At 59.5% G+C, this 16,168-nt stretch carries 14 protein-coding genes and 1 other RNA gene; 2 read left to right on the top strand and 13 right to left on the bottom strand.

Features of this window, described 5'->3' with window-relative positions; genetic code table 11:
• Positions 1-42: 42 nt before the first annotated feature.
• From HJD22_RS11265 to smpB, 12 genes are all read right to left on the bottom strand, one after another.
• Entirely contained in the window at positions 43-3,234 is a 3,192-nt protein-coding gene (locus tag HJD22_RS11265; RefSeq protein WP_208655161.1) for a type I restriction endonuclease subunit R, read from the bottom strand.
• Between the two features lie 20 nt (positions 3,235-3,254).
• Positions 3,255-4,190 carry a GIY-YIG nuclease family protein gene (locus HJD22_RS11270; RefSeq protein WP_208655160.1) on the bottom strand — a complete coding sequence of 312 codons (936 nt, stop codon included), beginning with the start codon at positions 4,188-4,190 and terminating at the stop codon, positions 3,255-3,257.
• On the bottom strand, positions 4,187-5,560 hold the full coding sequence (locus HJD22_RS11275; RefSeq protein WP_208655159.1) for a restriction endonuclease subunit S: 1,374 nt from the start codon (positions 5,558-5,560) through the stop codon (positions 4,187-4,189). The genes HJD22_RS11270 and HJD22_RS11275 overlap by 4 nt, the downstream gene beginning before the upstream one ends.
• Positions 5,557-7,539: a class I SAM-dependent DNA methyltransferase gene (locus tag HJD22_RS11280; protein WP_208655158.1), complete on the bottom strand. Its 1,983-nt coding sequence runs from the start codon at positions 7,537-7,539 to the stop codon at positions 5,557-5,559. The genes HJD22_RS11275 and HJD22_RS11280 overlap by 4 nt, the downstream gene beginning before the upstream one ends.
• A 433-nt stretch (positions 7,540-7,972) precedes the next feature.
• Positions 7,973-8,104, bottom strand: coding sequence for a hypothetical protein (locus tag HJD22_RS17995; RefSeq protein ID WP_283101630.1), 132 nt, complete (start codon positions 8,102-8,104; stop codon positions 7,973-7,975).
• Between the two features lie 280 nt (positions 8,105-8,384).
• On the bottom strand, positions 8,385-9,302 hold the full coding sequence (locus tag HJD22_RS11285) for an AAA family ATPase (RefSeq protein ID WP_208655157.1): 918 nt from the start codon (positions 9,300-9,302) through the stop codon (positions 8,385-8,387).
• Positions 9,303-9,384: 82 nt separating this feature from the next.
• On the bottom strand, positions 9,385-9,627 hold the full coding sequence (locus HJD22_RS17855) for a hypothetical protein (protein WP_248730222.1): 243 nt from the start codon (positions 9,625-9,627) through the stop codon (positions 9,385-9,387).
• A gap of 281 nt (positions 9,628-9,908) precedes the next feature.
• Positions 9,909-10,121, bottom strand: coding sequence for an AlpA family transcriptional regulator (locus HJD22_RS11295; RefSeq protein ID WP_208655156.1), 213 nt, complete (start codon positions 10,119-10,121; stop codon positions 9,909-9,911).
• Between the two features lie 380 nt (positions 10,122-10,501).
• On the bottom strand, positions 10,502-11,887 hold the full coding sequence (gene mobV / locus HJD22_RS11300) for a MobV family relaxase (RefSeq protein WP_208655155.1): 1,386 nt from the start codon (positions 11,885-11,887) through the stop codon (positions 10,502-10,504).
• A 409-nt stretch (positions 11,888-12,296) separates the two neighbouring features.
• A complete protein-coding gene (locus tag HJD22_RS11305) occupies positions 12,297-13,505 on the bottom strand; it encodes an integrase arm-type DNA-binding domain-containing protein (protein WP_208655154.1) in 1,209 nt (402 codons plus the stop codon).
• A 271-nt stretch (positions 13,506-13,776) separates the two neighbouring features.
• Positions 13,777-14,156, bottom strand: a transfer-messenger RNA (tmRNA) gene (gene ssrA, locus HJD22_RS11310).
• A 45-nt stretch (positions 14,157-14,201) separates the two neighbouring features.
• Complete coding sequence (gene smpB / locus HJD22_RS11315) at positions 14,202-14,693, bottom strand: SsrA-binding protein SmpB (RefSeq protein ID WP_208655153.1); 492 nt, start codon at positions 14,691-14,693, stop codon at positions 14,202-14,204.
• A 130-nt stretch (positions 14,694-14,823) separates the two neighbouring features.
• Between smpB and HJD22_RS11320 the strand changes: the two genes are divergently transcribed.
• Both HJD22_RS11320 and HJD22_RS11325 read left to right on the top strand, forming a co-directional pair.
• Entirely contained in the window at positions 14,824-15,258 is a 435-nt protein-coding gene (locus HJD22_RS11320; RefSeq protein ID WP_208655152.1) for a type II toxin-antitoxin system RatA family toxin, read from the top strand.
• Positions 15,248-15,574 carry an RnfH family protein gene (locus HJD22_RS11325; RefSeq protein ID WP_208655151.1) on the top strand — a complete coding sequence of 109 codons (327 nt, stop codon included), beginning with the start codon at positions 15,248-15,250 and terminating at the stop codon, positions 15,572-15,574. Before HJD22_RS11320 ends, HJD22_RS11325 begins: the two co-directional genes overlap by 11 nt.
• Positions 15,575-15,579: 5 nt before the next feature.
• Here HJD22_RS11325 and HJD22_RS11330 read toward each other — a convergent pair whose 3' ends face one another.
• Complete coding sequence (locus HJD22_RS11330) at positions 15,580-16,110, bottom strand: outer membrane protein assembly factor BamE (protein ID WP_208655150.1); 531 nt, start codon at positions 16,108-16,110, stop codon at positions 15,580-15,582.
• Positions 16,111-16,168: the final 58 nt, after the last annotated feature.

Below are 16,168 nucleotides of genomic sequence, written 5' to 3' on the forward strand. Positions count from 1 at the left end.
ATAGCAAGCATTCGGAGACAGGCTTTCATTAAACCCATGAATTCATGTGATTAACTGCACATCTCCCCCAGTCCTCCCCGCGAGCAGCTTCAGAATCAACAGCGCAAACTGCCGCCCGGTCTCCTCGTCCTCCAGCAGCGGCATGCTGAGCTTCTCGTGATCGCTCATGGCGTCGAGTACGGCGTCGGTGACCCGTTTGGGGAACAGGCCATGCATAATCTGATCTTCGCTGTGATTACGCATCTGCGCCATGACGGCCTCGTCACGCTCAATACGATCGGCAATGCCGTTGGCGAAGTGCAGCTTGTCATCATCGCTGACTTCAGCGCCGTAAAGGTCGTTGAGCTTGTCGATAATTTCGGCCAGGCGCTGCTTCTCGGGGTCGTGGGGCTTGCCTGAGCCAACTTCACTGACCGGCTTGAGGCCGTAGTCGCCTTCTTCCTCCTCAAGCCGTAGCTGATGCTCAGCGCGCTTGGTGAGGCGGTAGTGGGTCAGCTCCAGCTCGGAGACGTCGATACCCTCCTCGTCGAGGCGATCGACACGCAGCAGCGGGTGCAGGTGCTTGGCGTAGACGCTCAGTTGTTCGAGCTCGCGGTCGTCAAAGTGGACGATCTGCGAGAGGAACTCGTAGGCACGCACGAAGCTCTGCAGGTTCTTGCGGAACAAGTCAAGCTCGTCACGGGTGGTACCGGCGTCCTTGAGCTCCTGCTCGGCACGGTGCAACCCGGTCTTGTCGCTATTCTTTTCCGCTTGTCGGCGTGCTGCCTGCCAGGTCTGGATCTGGTCGGTCATCGCCTTGTAGCGCGTCGTGAAGCGGTCCTTGGCCGGCTGGCAGTAGTAGCTCAGCTTGCTGGCAGCCGCCTTGGGATCGAAGAACGCCTTGGCGAAGGCTTCCACTTCCGCCCAGTGATAGATGCCTGCGTCATCCAAGTTTTTCTGCAAGTCGTAAACGACGTTGGCATCCGAGACATCAGCGAGCTCGGCCTTGCGGTAGTAGGGCGCGAACGACTCGCGGATCTCCTCAGGCTCGTTGAAGAAATCGAGGATGAAGGTCTGCTTGCCGGGAAAGGTGCGGTTGAGGCGCGAAAGGGTCTGCACGCAGTCCACGCCATGAAGCTTCTTGTCCACGTACATGGCGCAGAGCTTGGGCTGATCGAAGCCGGTCTGGAACTTGTTGGCGGCGATCATCACGTTGTAGTCGTCGGTATCGAACGCGTCGCGCAGGTCGCGCCCCTTGAGGCCGGGGTTGAGCAGGGTGCTGGTCTCGGTGACTTCCTCCGGGATCGCCTCGTCGGGCAGCACGCTGCCCGAGAACGCCACCAGCGGGTGCACGTCCTGATAACCTTTCTCCTCCACGTAGGCGCGCATGGCCAGCGTGTAGCGCACCGCCTCCTGGCGGCTGGCAGTGACCACCATGGCCTTGGCCTGGCCATCAATCAGGTGCTTCACGTTCTCGCGGTAGTGCTCAACGATCACCTCGACGCGCTGCGAGATATTGTAGGGATGCAGACGCACCCAGCGCGCCAGTGTACGCGAGGCCTTCTTCGATTCGACTTCCTGGTCCTCACCATCCGGATGCGCCAGCTTCCAGGCGGTGCCATAGGTGGTGTAGTTCTTGAGCACGTCGAGGATGAAGCCCTCCTCAATGGCCTGACGCATGGAGTAGAGATGAAACGGCTCGGGCTTGTTGTCGTTCCCTGCCGGCAACTCGGGATCGGGCGGGCGCCCGAACAGCTCCAGCGTCTTGGCCTTGGGCGTGGCGGTGAAGGCGTAATAGCTGATACGGGCGCTGGGCTGGCGGGCCGCCACGGCGGCATCGAGCAGCTCCTCGGCGCTGATTTCACCCGAGTCGCTATCCTCGTCATTCTCATTCTGACTGGCGCCCAGCAGGGCCTTGAGCTTGGTCGCCGAGGAGCCGGTCTGTGACGAGTGCGCCTCGTCGGCAATCACCGCATAGCGGCCATCGGCCAGCTGCGGGCGCTTGTCGAGGGCATCGAACAGCGCCGGAAACGTCTGGATGGTCACGATGATGATGCGCGTGTTGTTGGCCAGCGCCTCGGCGAGCTGCTCGGACTTGCTCTGGTTGCCCACGTCGCGGGTAATCGGACACACCACGCCGCGGGCATGCTCGAACTGGTAGATGGTGTCCTGCAGCTGGCTATCGAGCACCGTCCGATCGGTGACTACCACCACCGAGTTGAACAGCTTGCTGCCGTCCGCATCGTAGAGATTGGCCAGCTGATGTGCGGCCCAGGCGATGGAGTTGGATTTGCCCGAGCCGGCACTGTGCTGCACCAGATAACGCTTGCCCGGTCCTTCGCGGCGGGTGGCGTCGAGCAGCTGGTTGACCACATCCCACTGGTGAAAGCGCGGGAAGATCAGCGTCTCCTTGGTCTGGCGCCGGCCATGGAAGTCCTCGCTGATCTTCTGCTCCAGGTGCAGGAAACGGCCCAGGATCTTGAGCCAGGCCTGGGGCTGGAAAATTCGCTCCCAGAGATAAGCCGTGGCGTAGTGGTTCTCGTCCGGTGCGGGCGGATTACCGGCACCGCCATCTTCCGTGCCCTGGTTGAATGGCAGGAAAAAAGTGTCCTTGCCGGCGAGCTTGGTGGTCATCGCCACCTCGTCCTGGCTCACCGCGAAATGCACCAGCGCGCCGCGCTTGAAGGTCAGTAATGGCTCGGGCTTGCGTGTCACCGGGTCCTTCACCGGGCGATCCTGGCGGTACTGGCGCTTGGCGTTCTCCACCGACTGCTTGAACTCGCTCTTGAGCTCCAGCGTCGCGGTGGGAATGCCGTTGACGAACAGCACCAGATCCAGGCGCGGGTTGTAGCCGTCACGGAAGTGGGGCGAGTAGGAGACTTCCGGCACCACGCGCAGGCGGTTGGCCTGGTAGCGCGCCAGCGAGTCAGGGTTCATGGCATGATCGGGCTGGAAGCTGCACAGGTCGATCTTGATGCCCGGCACCTTGAAGCCATGGCGCAGCACCTCGAGCGTGCCATGACGCTCCAGCTCGCGCACTACCGCCTTGATCAGCGTCGCCCCGGGGTTCTGCGGATTGTTTTTGCAGAGCTTCTCCCACCGGCCCGGATACGCCTCGCGGAAGTAGCCGAGCAAATCTTCGGGATAGAGGGCATTGGTCCGGTCGTAACCGCTGGCCGAGCCTGCTTTCCAGCCGCCGGTAGCCATGGCGTCGATGATGTCCTGCTGAAACTGGTGTTCCCTGCTATCGGCCATTCCGGCTCCTTGTTATTGAGTTATTGCGGTGCTGCTTCCGCTGCCGGCTCGACGGCACTGACCTGCTGGTCCTGCCATTCTCCGTAGGTCTGGCCGGTGCCCTCGACTTTCCAAACAGTACGGCCATTGACGTTGTAGCCGGCCACGATGGCGCCAGCGGCGCTGGGGCTGGAGAAGGCTTGATCCTTTGTGAAACGCCGCAGACCGTTGCCCGCATCGACGAGTACGCCCTCATCGCAGAGTTGGGCAAACAGCGTGTGGTATCCGGTTGCCTTGGCCTCCCATTGAGCGCGTGTCAAAGAGCCTTTCATGACGAAGAATTCGCCTTCGTATTCCTGTGCACTGGCGTGGATGCTTAGCTTGGGAATCTGCATGGCGAGTCGTGGTGACCCGGCCATATCTGAAGCCGTTTCCGCATGCTTTTCGGGACCATGGGAGTCGCGCAGGAAGTCGAACCCCAACACCGGCAATACGGTACGGATCTGCTCGATGAAAAACGCCATATCCGCCCGATCGGATTCCGGCAGGTTGCCATAATCGTGAGCGGTGCCATTGACCAGCTTGCAGCGCCCTACATCACCGGCATTCCTGATCAGCAGGCTCTCCAGGTACTTTATGTGCGCCTTAGTCAGGTTCTGGTCCTTGCTGGTGATCAAGCAGACCTTCTCCCAGAAATCCTTGCCGCCCTGGCCTTCGGGGCGGTTATGTTGCTTCAAGCGAGTGCCGACATCGTCGCTCTCGCCGATATAGACCAGCGGGCGCAGGCTATTGTCCGGGTCCGGGCCAACCAGAAAATAGATACCGGTGCGCCCACACTCGGAGCGCTGCACCAGTTCGCTGAGCTTGGTGCGTGGTCCGGTGAGCACGTGGCCGGTCCAGTTCATGATTTCAGCGGTGAGCAGGCCGTTGGGCGTACCATCGACTAGAAACAGGCGAATGCTGCGGCCCTGGGTCATAGCGCCTCCGTACTAGTGCTTTCTTCCCGAGCCTCGGTTGTTTGCGCTGGGGGTTGCCAACCCCGCACATCGATCTTGCCGGTGACGGCGGCAGAAATTAGGGAGGAGCGGCGCTCTTGTAACAGTGAGATTGCAAAGCTCGTTTTGTTAATGAGTTGCTCAAGCCGTGAAGTGAAGTCAGAAACTCTATTGACAATTTTATTTTGCTCTTGCAAACAAGAAGGGGCCGCAATCCACGGCGAAAGCACATCCGAGTTGGAAAGATTTGCTTGTTTTGTTCCTGATGGAAGTGAGTATATCTGATTCAAATAGCTTTCAGACTGAAGCAACAAAAGTAGGAAAGCTGGCTCCATCTTCCCTGATAAAGGAGTTATCTTAGCAACTCGCTGGTTTAGCAAGCTAGGCTCGTCTAAATCATACATTACAGCAAATCCATAGTCTCTTTTGCCAAGAGTTCCTGTAAGAGACATCAGCAGATCACCCCTTTTCACTTCAAAGTTCTTGTACTTTTCGCTGCTCGCCACTGGAATGTAGATAGGCTCTCGATTAAGTTGGAGTTTGCTTTGATAAAGATTTCCGATCCGAATTAGTTGAACGCCAGACTCAGAGAATTCATTGCTGTTAAACGCATAACCGCCACTAATTGCCGATACGTGTTTTACTTTACCTACTTTCCAATGCGCCGGCACGTCCCCTAGCCACTCCACGCCGGAATCCTTCATTGGCACATCGGGATCGAGACCTTTGGTCACGGCATGCGAAATCACCGCCTGGCGCTTTTCCTTGAGCAGTTCGATCAGGAGCTGCTGCTCTTCCACCAAGGCGTCGATGCGGGCGGTTTCATGGTCGAGGAAAGTGGCAATTTTAGCCTGTTCGTCCTTTGGCGGTAATAAAATTGGCATACGAGAGTGCTGCTGGGGCTCAAGGTCCCATTGATTCACTCGGATACCTTTTGAATTAGAAAGGTAACCTGAAATATATTCTTTTGAACGCATCAGGTGATGCAGATAGCGCGACACTTCATCATTCAAATTTGCATAAACATGGTACGCAGGGCTTACAATTCCTCTTATATCCGTTATAGCCACAGAGCCCTGCCAAGCTTTCATTTTATTGATAGCAAGGTCACCTTTATCAACGAGTTGGTAGCTATCCAAATCGTCAGACGGCTTGTTGAAGTTATCATCCCTCGATGATTTTGGAACAACACCATAGTCCCGGTATATAGAGAGGAGCTCCTCATTTTTGAAGCCTGTTCTCTTAACACGCTGAAACAGCGTCCAAAGCGGCTTAAGTTCCCAATGACTCGGCACTTCCCCCAGCCACTCGACACCGGAGTCCTTGTATTTGGGGTACTTCGGAAACGTCATGCCGACAGCTCCTCGATCATCGCCTTGATCCGGTCGGTGCAGGCTTTCAGGTCGGCGTCGATCTCTTCCAGCGGGCGCGGCGGCACGAACTGGTAAAAGTGTCGGTTGAACGGGATCTCGAAGCCGACGATGCCGATACGCCCATCCAGTTCGTCGCGCTTGTCCTTGTCGATCCAGGTATCCGGCACGTGGGGCTGTACTTCGCGCTCAAAGTAGTCGAATACCGACTCGTCCAGCGGCACGTTCTCGTTATCGCGCAGGCTGGTGTCTGGCTCGGGGTTGCCGTTCTTGTCGGTACAGATCTCGGCTTCCGGATCGCGCTCGGACAGCGCATTGAGCACTGCCTTGAGCGCTGGGGCGCCGAGCTTGATCCCTTTGCTCTTGATGGCGGCTTTCAGTGCCTTGGTAAAGGCGTTACGGTTGCGGTAGAGCGTATCCTCATCCAGCGTTCGGCACGCCGTCAGGATCGCCTGCTGCTCGGCCTCATCAAGCTTCTGGATGGGCTTCTCGTCGAGAATCCGCTCGATGCGCTCGGGACTGGCCTGGAAGTTGAGCCGCAGCGGGCGCTCCACGGTGATGCGCCGGTAGCCGAAGGCCTCGACTGGGAAGATCTTGCTCTCCTCGGTCTCCTCGAATGCGCCAAACAGACGCACGACCTCCTCGATGTTGCGGTCGTCGATGAACTGGCGCTTGCTGCCCAGCGACTTGCGCATCTTGGTGTGGCGCTCGGTGGCGTTGATCAATTGCACCTTGCCCCGGCGCTCGTCCGGCTTGCTGTTGGAGAGGACCCATACGTAGGTGGCAATGCCGGTGTTGTAGAACATGTCGGTGGGCAGCGCGACGATGGCCTCGACCAGATCATGCTGGAGCAGATAACGGCGAATCTCGGACTCCCCGCTGCCGGCCCCGCCGGTGAACAGCGGCGAGCCATTGAGGATGATGCCGATGCGTGAGCCGCCACCCTCGCGGGGGTCGCGCATCTTGCTGACCAGGTGCATCAGAAACAGCAGCGAGCCATCCGAGACGCGCGGCAGGCCGGGACCGAAGCGGCCGTCGTAACCACGCTGCTTGTGCTCGTCGGTGACCTGCTTCTGGACCTTCTTCCACTCCACACCGAACGGCGGATTGGCGAGCATGAAGTCGAACTTCTCGCCGGCCAGCTGATCGTCGGCGAGCGTGTTGCCGAGCTTGATCTGCGAGACGTCCTGCCCCTTGATCAGCATGTCCGCCTTGCAGATGGCGTAGGACTCGGGGTTCAACTCCTGGCCATGCAGCGAGACGGTCACGTCCTCGCTGACCTGTTGAATGTAATCGTCGCTCTCGGAGAGGAAGCCGCCCGTGCCCGCGGTGGGGTCGTAGACGGTGACGATGCGGTGCGGACGCAGCTTGTCGTCGCGCCCGGTGAGCGCCAGCGAGGTGGTCAGGTGTACCACGTCGCGCGGGGTGAAGTGCTCCCCGGCAGTCTCGTTGGAGCTCTCGGCGAACTTTCGGATCAGCTCCTCGAAGATCACGCCCATGCCGTAGTTGCTGATCCGATCCGGGCTCAGGTCGATGCTGGCGACGCGCTGCACCACCTGATAGAGCAGGTTGTTGGCACTGAGCTGCTGGACGAAATCCTCGAAGTGGAAGTGCTCGAAGATCTCGCGGGCATCCTGGCTGAACGCCTGCACGTAGCTCATCAGGTCGTCGGCGGTCTGGGTGTCGGAGAGCGTGGCTAGGCTCAGGGGCGAGGCGTTGAAGAATTGCTGGCTGGCGGCACGCAGCAGCAGCTTCTCGCGTACCGCATCCGGCTTGCTGGCGTGTTCCCGAGCTGCGTCCAGCACCTTGGTCTTGGTCGGCTCGAGCACACACTCCAGGCGGCGCAACAGCGTGAACGGCAGGATGATGCGACCGTACTGGGACTGCTTGAAATCGCCGCGCAGCAGGTCGGCAACGGACCAGATGAAGGCGGCCGTCTGGGAATGGCTTTCGGTATGCAAGGTGAACCCCGGCTTGGCTGTGCTGATGCTTTTGTGTTAACGCCATGATACACAGCAAAAGGGCGCTAAGGGCAGAGTGAGCTAGAGCCGGCTCATGATTGAGCCATTGTAGTCTGGGCAACGACCACCTCATTATTTGCGTCTGCCTCACCGGCCTGATCGGCGACCGTGTGGATCATGCCGACCAGGTGTCTCAGTTGGGCACGGGCCAGCCCGGCCTAAGCCCCTTCCGATAGCTTTGCGTCTATGCGTTTGGCCTGCTCGATCTCAGGCTGGTTTGAAGGCGACAGGCCTCGTGAATGGCGTCATCAATCAACAAGAGATGGCACCTCCATTTCCGCTCCCCAGCTGCACTAAAGAGAGTAAGCTGCGGTTGGCTGCGCGCCTGCCTGCATTCTCCTTGCGATGCTCCTTGAGCTCAGCGGCAGCAACCTCATGCCACCGCTGAACGTAGCGGCACGCCACTGGTGCCAAGCGGCTGGGCGGCAAGCTCATTAGCTGTGCCCAGACGTATTCTCGGTCTTTTCTCACCATCGGTACCCGGCTGGCGATCCATACGATCCATTCGAGCCTTCCAGCCCCCTCGGCGGGGGGGCCAGGGGTGGCAACTCCGGTTGCCTCGATAGGGGGTGGAAGTTGCACGCCTGACAACTCGTCGGTTGTCTGGAGGTTGGCATCCTTGTTACCTCTGATCTTATGTAACCTGCTGATAGCAATAGCTTGGAGATCATTGGTTGCCGTTGGGTTGCATGAGGCGTTGCTATCACTCCGCCCTTCATCGGCTGAAAGTTGCCAGTTGCCTGCCCTAGGGGGCGCAACTGGCAACTCGGGATGCGGGGCGGCCATCATTTGTCCCCCTTGTCATTGATCAGCAGTCCGGCCTCCCTGGCCTTACGGGCGTATTTGGAAACGGTGCCCTTATTGACCTCCAACTCGATGGCCACATCTTTCTGGCTCAACCCTTCATTGAGCCGATCCACCACACGGTCGAATGTACTGTCGTTGAGATGCTGCCACCCCCATGTGCTGCCATTCTCGTCGCTGACCAGCGTCACCTCACGGGCCTTGGCATCGTCACCATAGAACGTCCGGTTTTTCTCGAAGTGCAGTTCGAAGTGGGCGCCCTGAGGCGTGTCATCACCTTTGGCGTATCTGAGGGCGATCACCGTATCGAGTACGTCCTCACGGCGGCTGGATCCCCGTTGTTGCCCACTTTTGCCGGCATGATGGACGAACATCACGCTCTTTCCCATGGCCCGCATTCGAAGCGCCCAGCCCTGTACCGACAGCCAGCTCTCGCCCTCGTTTTCCCTGCCAGAGCGGCAGAGGGTGGCAATGTTATCCACCACGATCAGGTCGGCGGCATCGCTGTGGGGCTCAAGAAGCAACTGACCCTCCGGGGTGGAAAGGTCAGGCATCGGCCGGAAGTCAGGCTGCATGTCTGGTGTAATGATGTTCAGGGAGCCAGGGGCGCTCACCACAAAGCCGTTGGCCACTCCGGCCGCCAGCCGCTCCTGTAAGGCTACAGCCGGCATCTCTCCATCGAGGTAGAGCACGCGCACAGGGGCCGGCGCCTGCCAGCCAAGAAACTCTCGGCCACTGGCTGCTGCCAAAGCGGTGTAAATAGCGAACCAAGTCTTTCCAATGCCCCGGGGCGCGTAGACCATGGCTAGCCCTGATTTGGGTAGCCATGGATCCAATAACATCTTCCTCGGCGGTATATCCGTGGCCAGGAACTCTCCTAACTCGATGGCTGACACCATGGGAGCTAGGTCCTCCGACTCCTTCGCTTGGCGCTCGTCCGCCCACCGATCCAGCTGAGAGACTGCGCGATCAAGTGCCGATTCAGACATGACAGCCCACCTCATTGGCAGCGCCGCGCAGACGTCCTGCGGCCTTGGCCAAACGCTCCTCGTCTGCTGGCGCCAGCACTTGGCCGGTGCGTACAGCCTCGGCAGCGAGCATCACCACCAGCGCCTCGCGGGCAACGGCAGCGAGCACATCGCGCGGCACCCAGCGCTCCCCAGGACGCTTGCTGGTGCGAAAGGCAGCGTTGTTGCGCCTAGGGAACAGCTCGTGCATCGCCATGCCCACAGCGCTGAGAACATTAACGGTCGGACAGCCAACAAAACACTTCACCAGGATTGTGCCGTCTTCGGTCTCGCGGATGGCCAGGCTAGGGGAGCGGTCATTGTGCGCAGGGCAGCAGGCTAGCCAGCGCCCGGTGCCGTTGATTTTTACCTTGTCCAGATTGGACAGCAGCCGATGAATATCAGCACCGAGAGCGCTAGTGTTTCCCTGAGCCCTGTTGTAGTCAAAGCCTGGTGCCCGCAACTCCCTAGAGGCAGATGCTATTGTTTGTGCCGTCATTACTGCACATCCTCCCCACTTTGCCTGGCCTCGTGGCGCTCGCAGATCCGATTGGTGATCCATTCATCAACCTCGTGCTCCACCCAGGCAACGCCCCTGCGGCTCACCTGGACCGGTGCGGGAAATTCTTCGGTGTCAATAAGTCTATAGAGCGTCGAATTGCTAATTGCGCAGCGCTGCAGCACTTCTGCTCGACGAATCAGGTTGGGCATGTCGCATTTCCTAGTTATGAATGGGATCGAGCCGTTTGTTACTGACTCACCTATCCATAAGGGGTTTTTTTCTAACTAACTCGACAAGAGGGTCTGTAGAGCGGAAGGCAGGGAGATTTACCACCGTTTTTTTTGCAGGCTTATATCAATGAGGCTTCAGCGCTTCATCAGCCTCCGCATATAACTGCTGATGGAAGTAGGCCCACAGCATCCGCTCATGGTCGTCCAAGCGAAGTTAGGCCACCTTGGTGGGATTGGAGAGCTACACGGGGAATTGTGTCGCGTCATAGGCCTTGTCCAAGGTGGCTAGCAGGCCCTAGAAGGGGTCGCCTTCCGTGGTCGAGGATGGCTGGCAAATGGATACCTCGCGCAGCGCGGCCTCAGCGCCCGAACGATGAGCGCGGCTGAGGGCTAGCCGGGGCCGCCTCTTGAGCGCTGTCCGTCGATGTCTTGGGGGCTTCCCCTTTAACTAAGGCGCTCCCCTTCGGCGTCAGAGTGCCGTCCACCTCCAACAGGCCGCTCTCCGACCAGGCTTCCAGCGTTGTCTCCAGATCGTCGCGGGCCACAGCCAAGCGCCACGCCCGCACGCGCTCGCCGTCCTCCATCCGGGCCAGGGCCTCCGGGGCCAGGCGGTACAGCCGGGCGGCACGCTCATCCTCGAGGCGCTGGCGTTTCGCACGCTTCACTTCCTGGCGGCGGAACTCCTCACGGTTGCGGGCCTCTTCGGCCTCACGGCGTAGGCGGCGGCATTGACGAACGAATCCCTTAATCTTGGCGACTTCCTCATCAGACAGGCCGTCCACCAGCTCCGAGAGGCGCTCCCGGGTCCGCTGATGGGTTTGGCGCTCCTTCTCCAAGGCGGCCTCCGTGCGCCGGGCGGTCTCCTCCATCTCGTTCGCACGACGACGCTCGATGTCGGCCGTCGCTGCTCTGGCTACCGTAGGCGCGTAGTGTTCGACCACGAAGGCGCTCACCCTGGCAGCGTGCTCCTCGGGGCTCTCTTTACCCCACAGCAGCCCTTGGCGAGCCAGGTCGTCGGGCGACAGGCTCAGGTTCACGTCCAGGCCGCGGGCCAGGGCTTGGTGATAGGCTTTGGTGGTGACGTGGGTGGCCGCAGAGTGACGCAGCCCCCGACGAAGCCCGTGTGGGATAGCCACCTCCTCGGCGAACCTTGTCTGGAGCTCACGCAACTGGTCACGGCGGCCCATGAAATGCGTCGCGCTCAATGCCGTGCGGGCCGGCACGGGGAAGGTCTTCGGGCCCCGGATCCATTCGCCACGTTGCTTTCCCAGGATCACGTTACGCGTGCGTGTGGTCGCCGCGTAGTTCACCAGGGGGACGGCATAGACCACCATGTGGGGGGTTTTCTCGTCTAACTGGATGTTCACGCCTACGATGTTGCCAGCACCGTGGCGGGCCTCTAGGAAGGCCAGGGCGTCGCGGAAGTACGAACGCCACTCAACAGGGCCCCCCTGTTCGGCGAATGCCTCATGGGGGCCAGACACTAGGTATTCGATGATCAGTACGGAATCGGTAGCCACGTTATCAGCCAGCTCCAGGCGATTACGGATCGCGGCGCGTAGCTCCTTGGGGCTCGATACTGGCCGCCAGTCCTCGTTCAGGTGCGTCCTAGCCTTTTCGGCGTGTGGTACTGGCATCGTGCGCCAGGTGTGGGCGGCGCTGGCCCCTAACTTTTGGCTGTTGAGCTTCGTCGCGCGGATGACGGCGTTGTTGCAGGTGGTTGTAGTCTTCATGCGAGCTGCCATGATGGCCCTCCGTGTCGCGTGGTTGAGATCTAGAGGGCCGGTATGTCCGTCACCCTCATATCTCTATAAGGGGTATAGGACGGTGCTACGCGATGAAGGGGTCGTACTGGTTGGTTACCAACCCATGCCTCCGGGGTGTCACAACAGTTGAGCCCCCTAGGGTTGGGTAATTCGACAGGAGATAGGCACAACGACGGGCAGCACTAGGGGTGAAGCACTGTCGCCTGTTAGGTAGGGAAGAGCGCGACTGTGGGGGGCGACTTGGCAGCTGGAGAATCCTAGGGCGGTTGAGCTACTCAGACTGAAGCCCCGTAACTCACTAGGGCTGTCGTGTGAAACGGGGCAGGTTTGATAGGGCGTTGCAATGCCCTTCCCCATGCAGGATGAGGGCTGCCATGCCTGCCCATACTCATGTAACTGTTTCGTTTGCTCGAAGTGCATCGAGGTAATCGGCCCAGCTTTGTAGCATTTCGCGGCGCTGATCCAAATACTTGGTCCGGTTATAGGCGCGGCCGTTGCTGTCCTTAACTGCGTGTGCCAACTGCTGTTCGATGTAGTGCTCGGGATAATTCAGGCGCTCGGCAAGGATCGTCCGAGCCATCGCTCGGAAACCGTGTGCTGTCATCTCACCCTTGAAGCCCATGCGGTCTAGGGCGGCCTTGATCGTGGCATTGCTCATCGGGCGCTTGCTGCTGCGAATGCCCGGAAAGACATATTCGGTGCGCCCGGTCAGACCATGCAGTTCTCGCAGGATCGCCACCGCTTGGTAGGGCAGGGGGACAATGAGGGGCTGGCCGGTTTTGCTGGCTTCAAAGGTCCAAGTTGCTTCTTCCAGACCGATGTTGGCCCACCTGGCCTGTCGCAGCTCACCGGGGCGGGTGAAGACCAGCGGCGCCAGCTTCAAAGCGGCGATGGTGGTGGGTTGGCCACCGTAGCCGTCGATAGCACGCAGGAGCTCGGCCACCTCCTTCGGGTCGGTCAAGGCCGCGTAGTGCTTGGTCTTGCTGGGTCGTAGCGCGCCGCGCAGGTCCGGGGTTGGGTCACGCTCCACCCGCCCAGTGGAGATGCCGTAGCGAAAGACCTGGCCGCAGAGAGTCTTCACTCGGTGCGCGGTCTCGATATGGCCACGCTCCTCGATGCGGCGCAGGCAGCCGAGTAGCTCGGGAGGTGTGATCTCGGATATTGGCCGTTTGCCGAGAAGAGGGTAGGCATCACGTTCCAGACGACGCTTATTGCGCTGGTAGTGCTCGGGCACCACGTCATGCTGATGTACCTGCTCGAGCCATTCAGTAGCTACGGCCTCGAACGTGTTGGACGCGGCGTGTTCCCCTAACTGTTTGATGATTCGCTTGGTTGAGCTGGGATCAATACCTTGAGCCAGCTGGCGCTTTGCTTCGTCACGCGCTGCGCGGGCTTCCACCAGTGAAACCTCGGGATAGACGCCAATCGCCAAGCGCTTTTCCTTCCCGGCTAAGCGATACTTCAGGCGCCAGTACCTGCTGCCGGTCGGTGCGACCTCCAGATAGAGGCCTCCGCCGTCGGCCAGCTTGAAAGTCTTATCCCTAGGCTTGGCGTTACGAACAGCAGTCGCGGAAAGCTTGTTGATCTGTCGGCTCATGGGGGCACCTCGACATGGCGGTGGTCACATGCCCCCATGCTAGTGCCCCCAACTGAGGACAGGCTAACCAGCAGCCAGGCGCCTATTGGCGCGGGTTCTGGCTGATTTGGGGGCATCAGGTTGTTTGGCTTCGACGTATGCCCCCAGATATGCCCCCTTTGGTGGGGGCATGTCAAGACACGTTATGGAATGTCCAGACAACAAAAAAGGGCCCGGAGGCCCTTTCTAGTGCGGTTTCAGAGATGTTTTGGGATGTCCTGAAACCTGATATTGGTGGAGGCGGCGGGAATTGAACCCGCGTCCGCCGGTACTCGCTCTTCGGCTCTACATGCTTAGGTCCGTCTTTTGATTTAACGATATGGACTCCGACGAGCAGGATTCCATACCGCGATTCTTCAAATGTTTAGCGATTGACGTGAAGACACCACCAATCGCGATCCTATCATCTTTAGCTCGTATCCCCTCCGCGATGAATAGGCACATCGCTTTGGGGCCAGGCTAACTACAGCAGGGGTTTAAGCTGCCAGAGCGCCTTGAGCGTAGTTTTCGTCGTTTGCGACTATTAAGTTGTGATGTTGGATTTACGAGATACATCACGCTCTCGGCATGCACCTAGGAGGTTGTCACCAGCGTCGAAGCCATGTCGCCCCCATAGTTACCAGGCGATTCTATCAGCCTGGATATCCTTATGACCAGCTACTCCTTGTTTTGTTCCCGCATGATGCGTCCCTTCTGGCGGGTCCAGTCGCGATCCTTCTCGGTAGCGCGCTTGTCGTGCAGCTTCTTGCCCGTGACCAAGGCCAGCTCGCACTTGATCAGGTTCTTCTTCCAGTAGAGCTTGAGTGGGACGCAGGTATGCCCTTTGTCCTGGGTACGCGAGAAGATTTTGGCGATCTCCTTGCGATGCAACAATAGCTTGCGTGTGCGGGTCGGATCGGCGATCTCATGGGTGCTGGCTGTATTCAGAGGGGTAATGTGCGTACCCAGCAGCCAGGCTTCGCCATTCTTGATCAGAATATAGGTATCGGTGAGCTGGGCCTTGCCGGCACGCAGGCTCTTGACTTCCCAGCCCGCCAGGGCCAGGCCCGCTTCGAAGGTCTCGTCTATGTGATACTCGAAACGAGCCTTCTTGTTCTGGGCGATGACGGAGCTGCTGGGACCGTTGCCCTTGCCCTTTTTGTTGGCCATGGAACCTCATATATCGATGCGCCTTGTCGACTCCCCTTCGAGATGGGGGGAAGCGTGCTAACATTCAAGGCCTGAAGAAATAGCCGTACATGATACGCTCAAGGACCTATAAAAGTCAGTGGAGAGGTAAATGCCGACGGTCAATCGATCCGCCCTGGTGCGGCACTCCCCGAAGCAGATGTTCGATCTCGTTAACGATTTCGAACGCTATCCCGAATTTCTGCCGGGCTGCCGACGCACACGTCTCATCGAGCGCAGCGACACTCACCTGGTCGGCGAACTGACGCTTGCCAAGGCGGGTGTCGAGCAGAGCTTCACGACACGCAACGATCTCCATGAGCCGGAAAGGATAGAACTCTCTCTGGTCAGTGGCCCTTTCCGTCGGCTGCATGGGCGCTGGCAGTTCACGCCGATGGGCGAGAATGCCTGCAAGGTCAGCCTGGAGATGGATTTCGAGTTTGCCAACCGGCTGCTGGGAATGGCATTCGGCAAACTGTTCCAGCAGGTCGCCGGGCAGCTGGTCGAGGCCTTCACACGGCGTGCGGATGAGGTCTATGGCCGCTGAGAGTGGCGAGAACTCAGCCAGCGCCATTTCGGTCGAGGTAGCCTTCGCGCTGCCCGAGCGGCAGAAAATCGTGACGTTATCGGTGGCCCCCGGCACGACTGCGGAGCAAGCGATCGTCATGGCCGGCTTGCCACGCTTTTTTCCGGAACTGCCATGCGATGCATTCAAGCATGCCCCGTTGGGGATCTTCGGCAAGCGGCTGCGCAATACGCAGCAAGTGCTGCAGCCCGGCGATCGGGTCGAGGTGTATCGACCGCTTGCCATCGACCCCAAGGAGGCTCGGCGGCAACGCGCCTCGCAGAACGAGACGCGTTAGGCGGGCTACCTGATCAGCGTATCATCGATGGGCTCTACTCCGGCAGGCTCGCTCAGGTCGGGCTCCCGCTCGGCTGGCGTTCCCCCCGCAGGCACTACGGCAGGCCCTGGCTCGGGGCTGGTTTGCGGCGTATGGGGGGTGAGTTGCTCCTCGGGTCCCACTCCTTCAGGTGCCGGTCCCGGCCCGACTTGCGGTGTCAGGTCGATGTCGCGGGAAAGATCGCCAGTCGTGGCGATATCCACCAATCGCTCATTGGCGAAGGTCAGGGTGACGCGGCGCTGCTGTACGTCGCCATAGGCCTCGTCGAGGCGGAACAGATAATCCCACTGATTGGCATCGAAAGGTCCTTCCAGCAGGGGGTTGCCCATCACGGAGCGCACCTGGTCCCGGCTCATGCCGGGCTGCAGTTGTGCGACCATTGTCTGGTCCACCAAGTTGCCCTGGGGCAGGTCGCGCTTGTAGACGCCGAGATAGGTGCATCCACCCACTAAAGAGAGGGTGAAGGTAAGAGTGACGATCTTAATCAGCTTTTGCATTTGGGCCTGTTCTTCACTATCGTTGACTCGGTTGATCATACCCGACCCTACACGTTAC

The sequence above is a fragment of the Halomonas sp. TA22 genome, from assembly GCF_013009075.1.
Taxonomy (GTDB): Bacteria; Pseudomonadota; Gammaproteobacteria; order Pseudomonadales; family Halomonadaceae; genus TA22.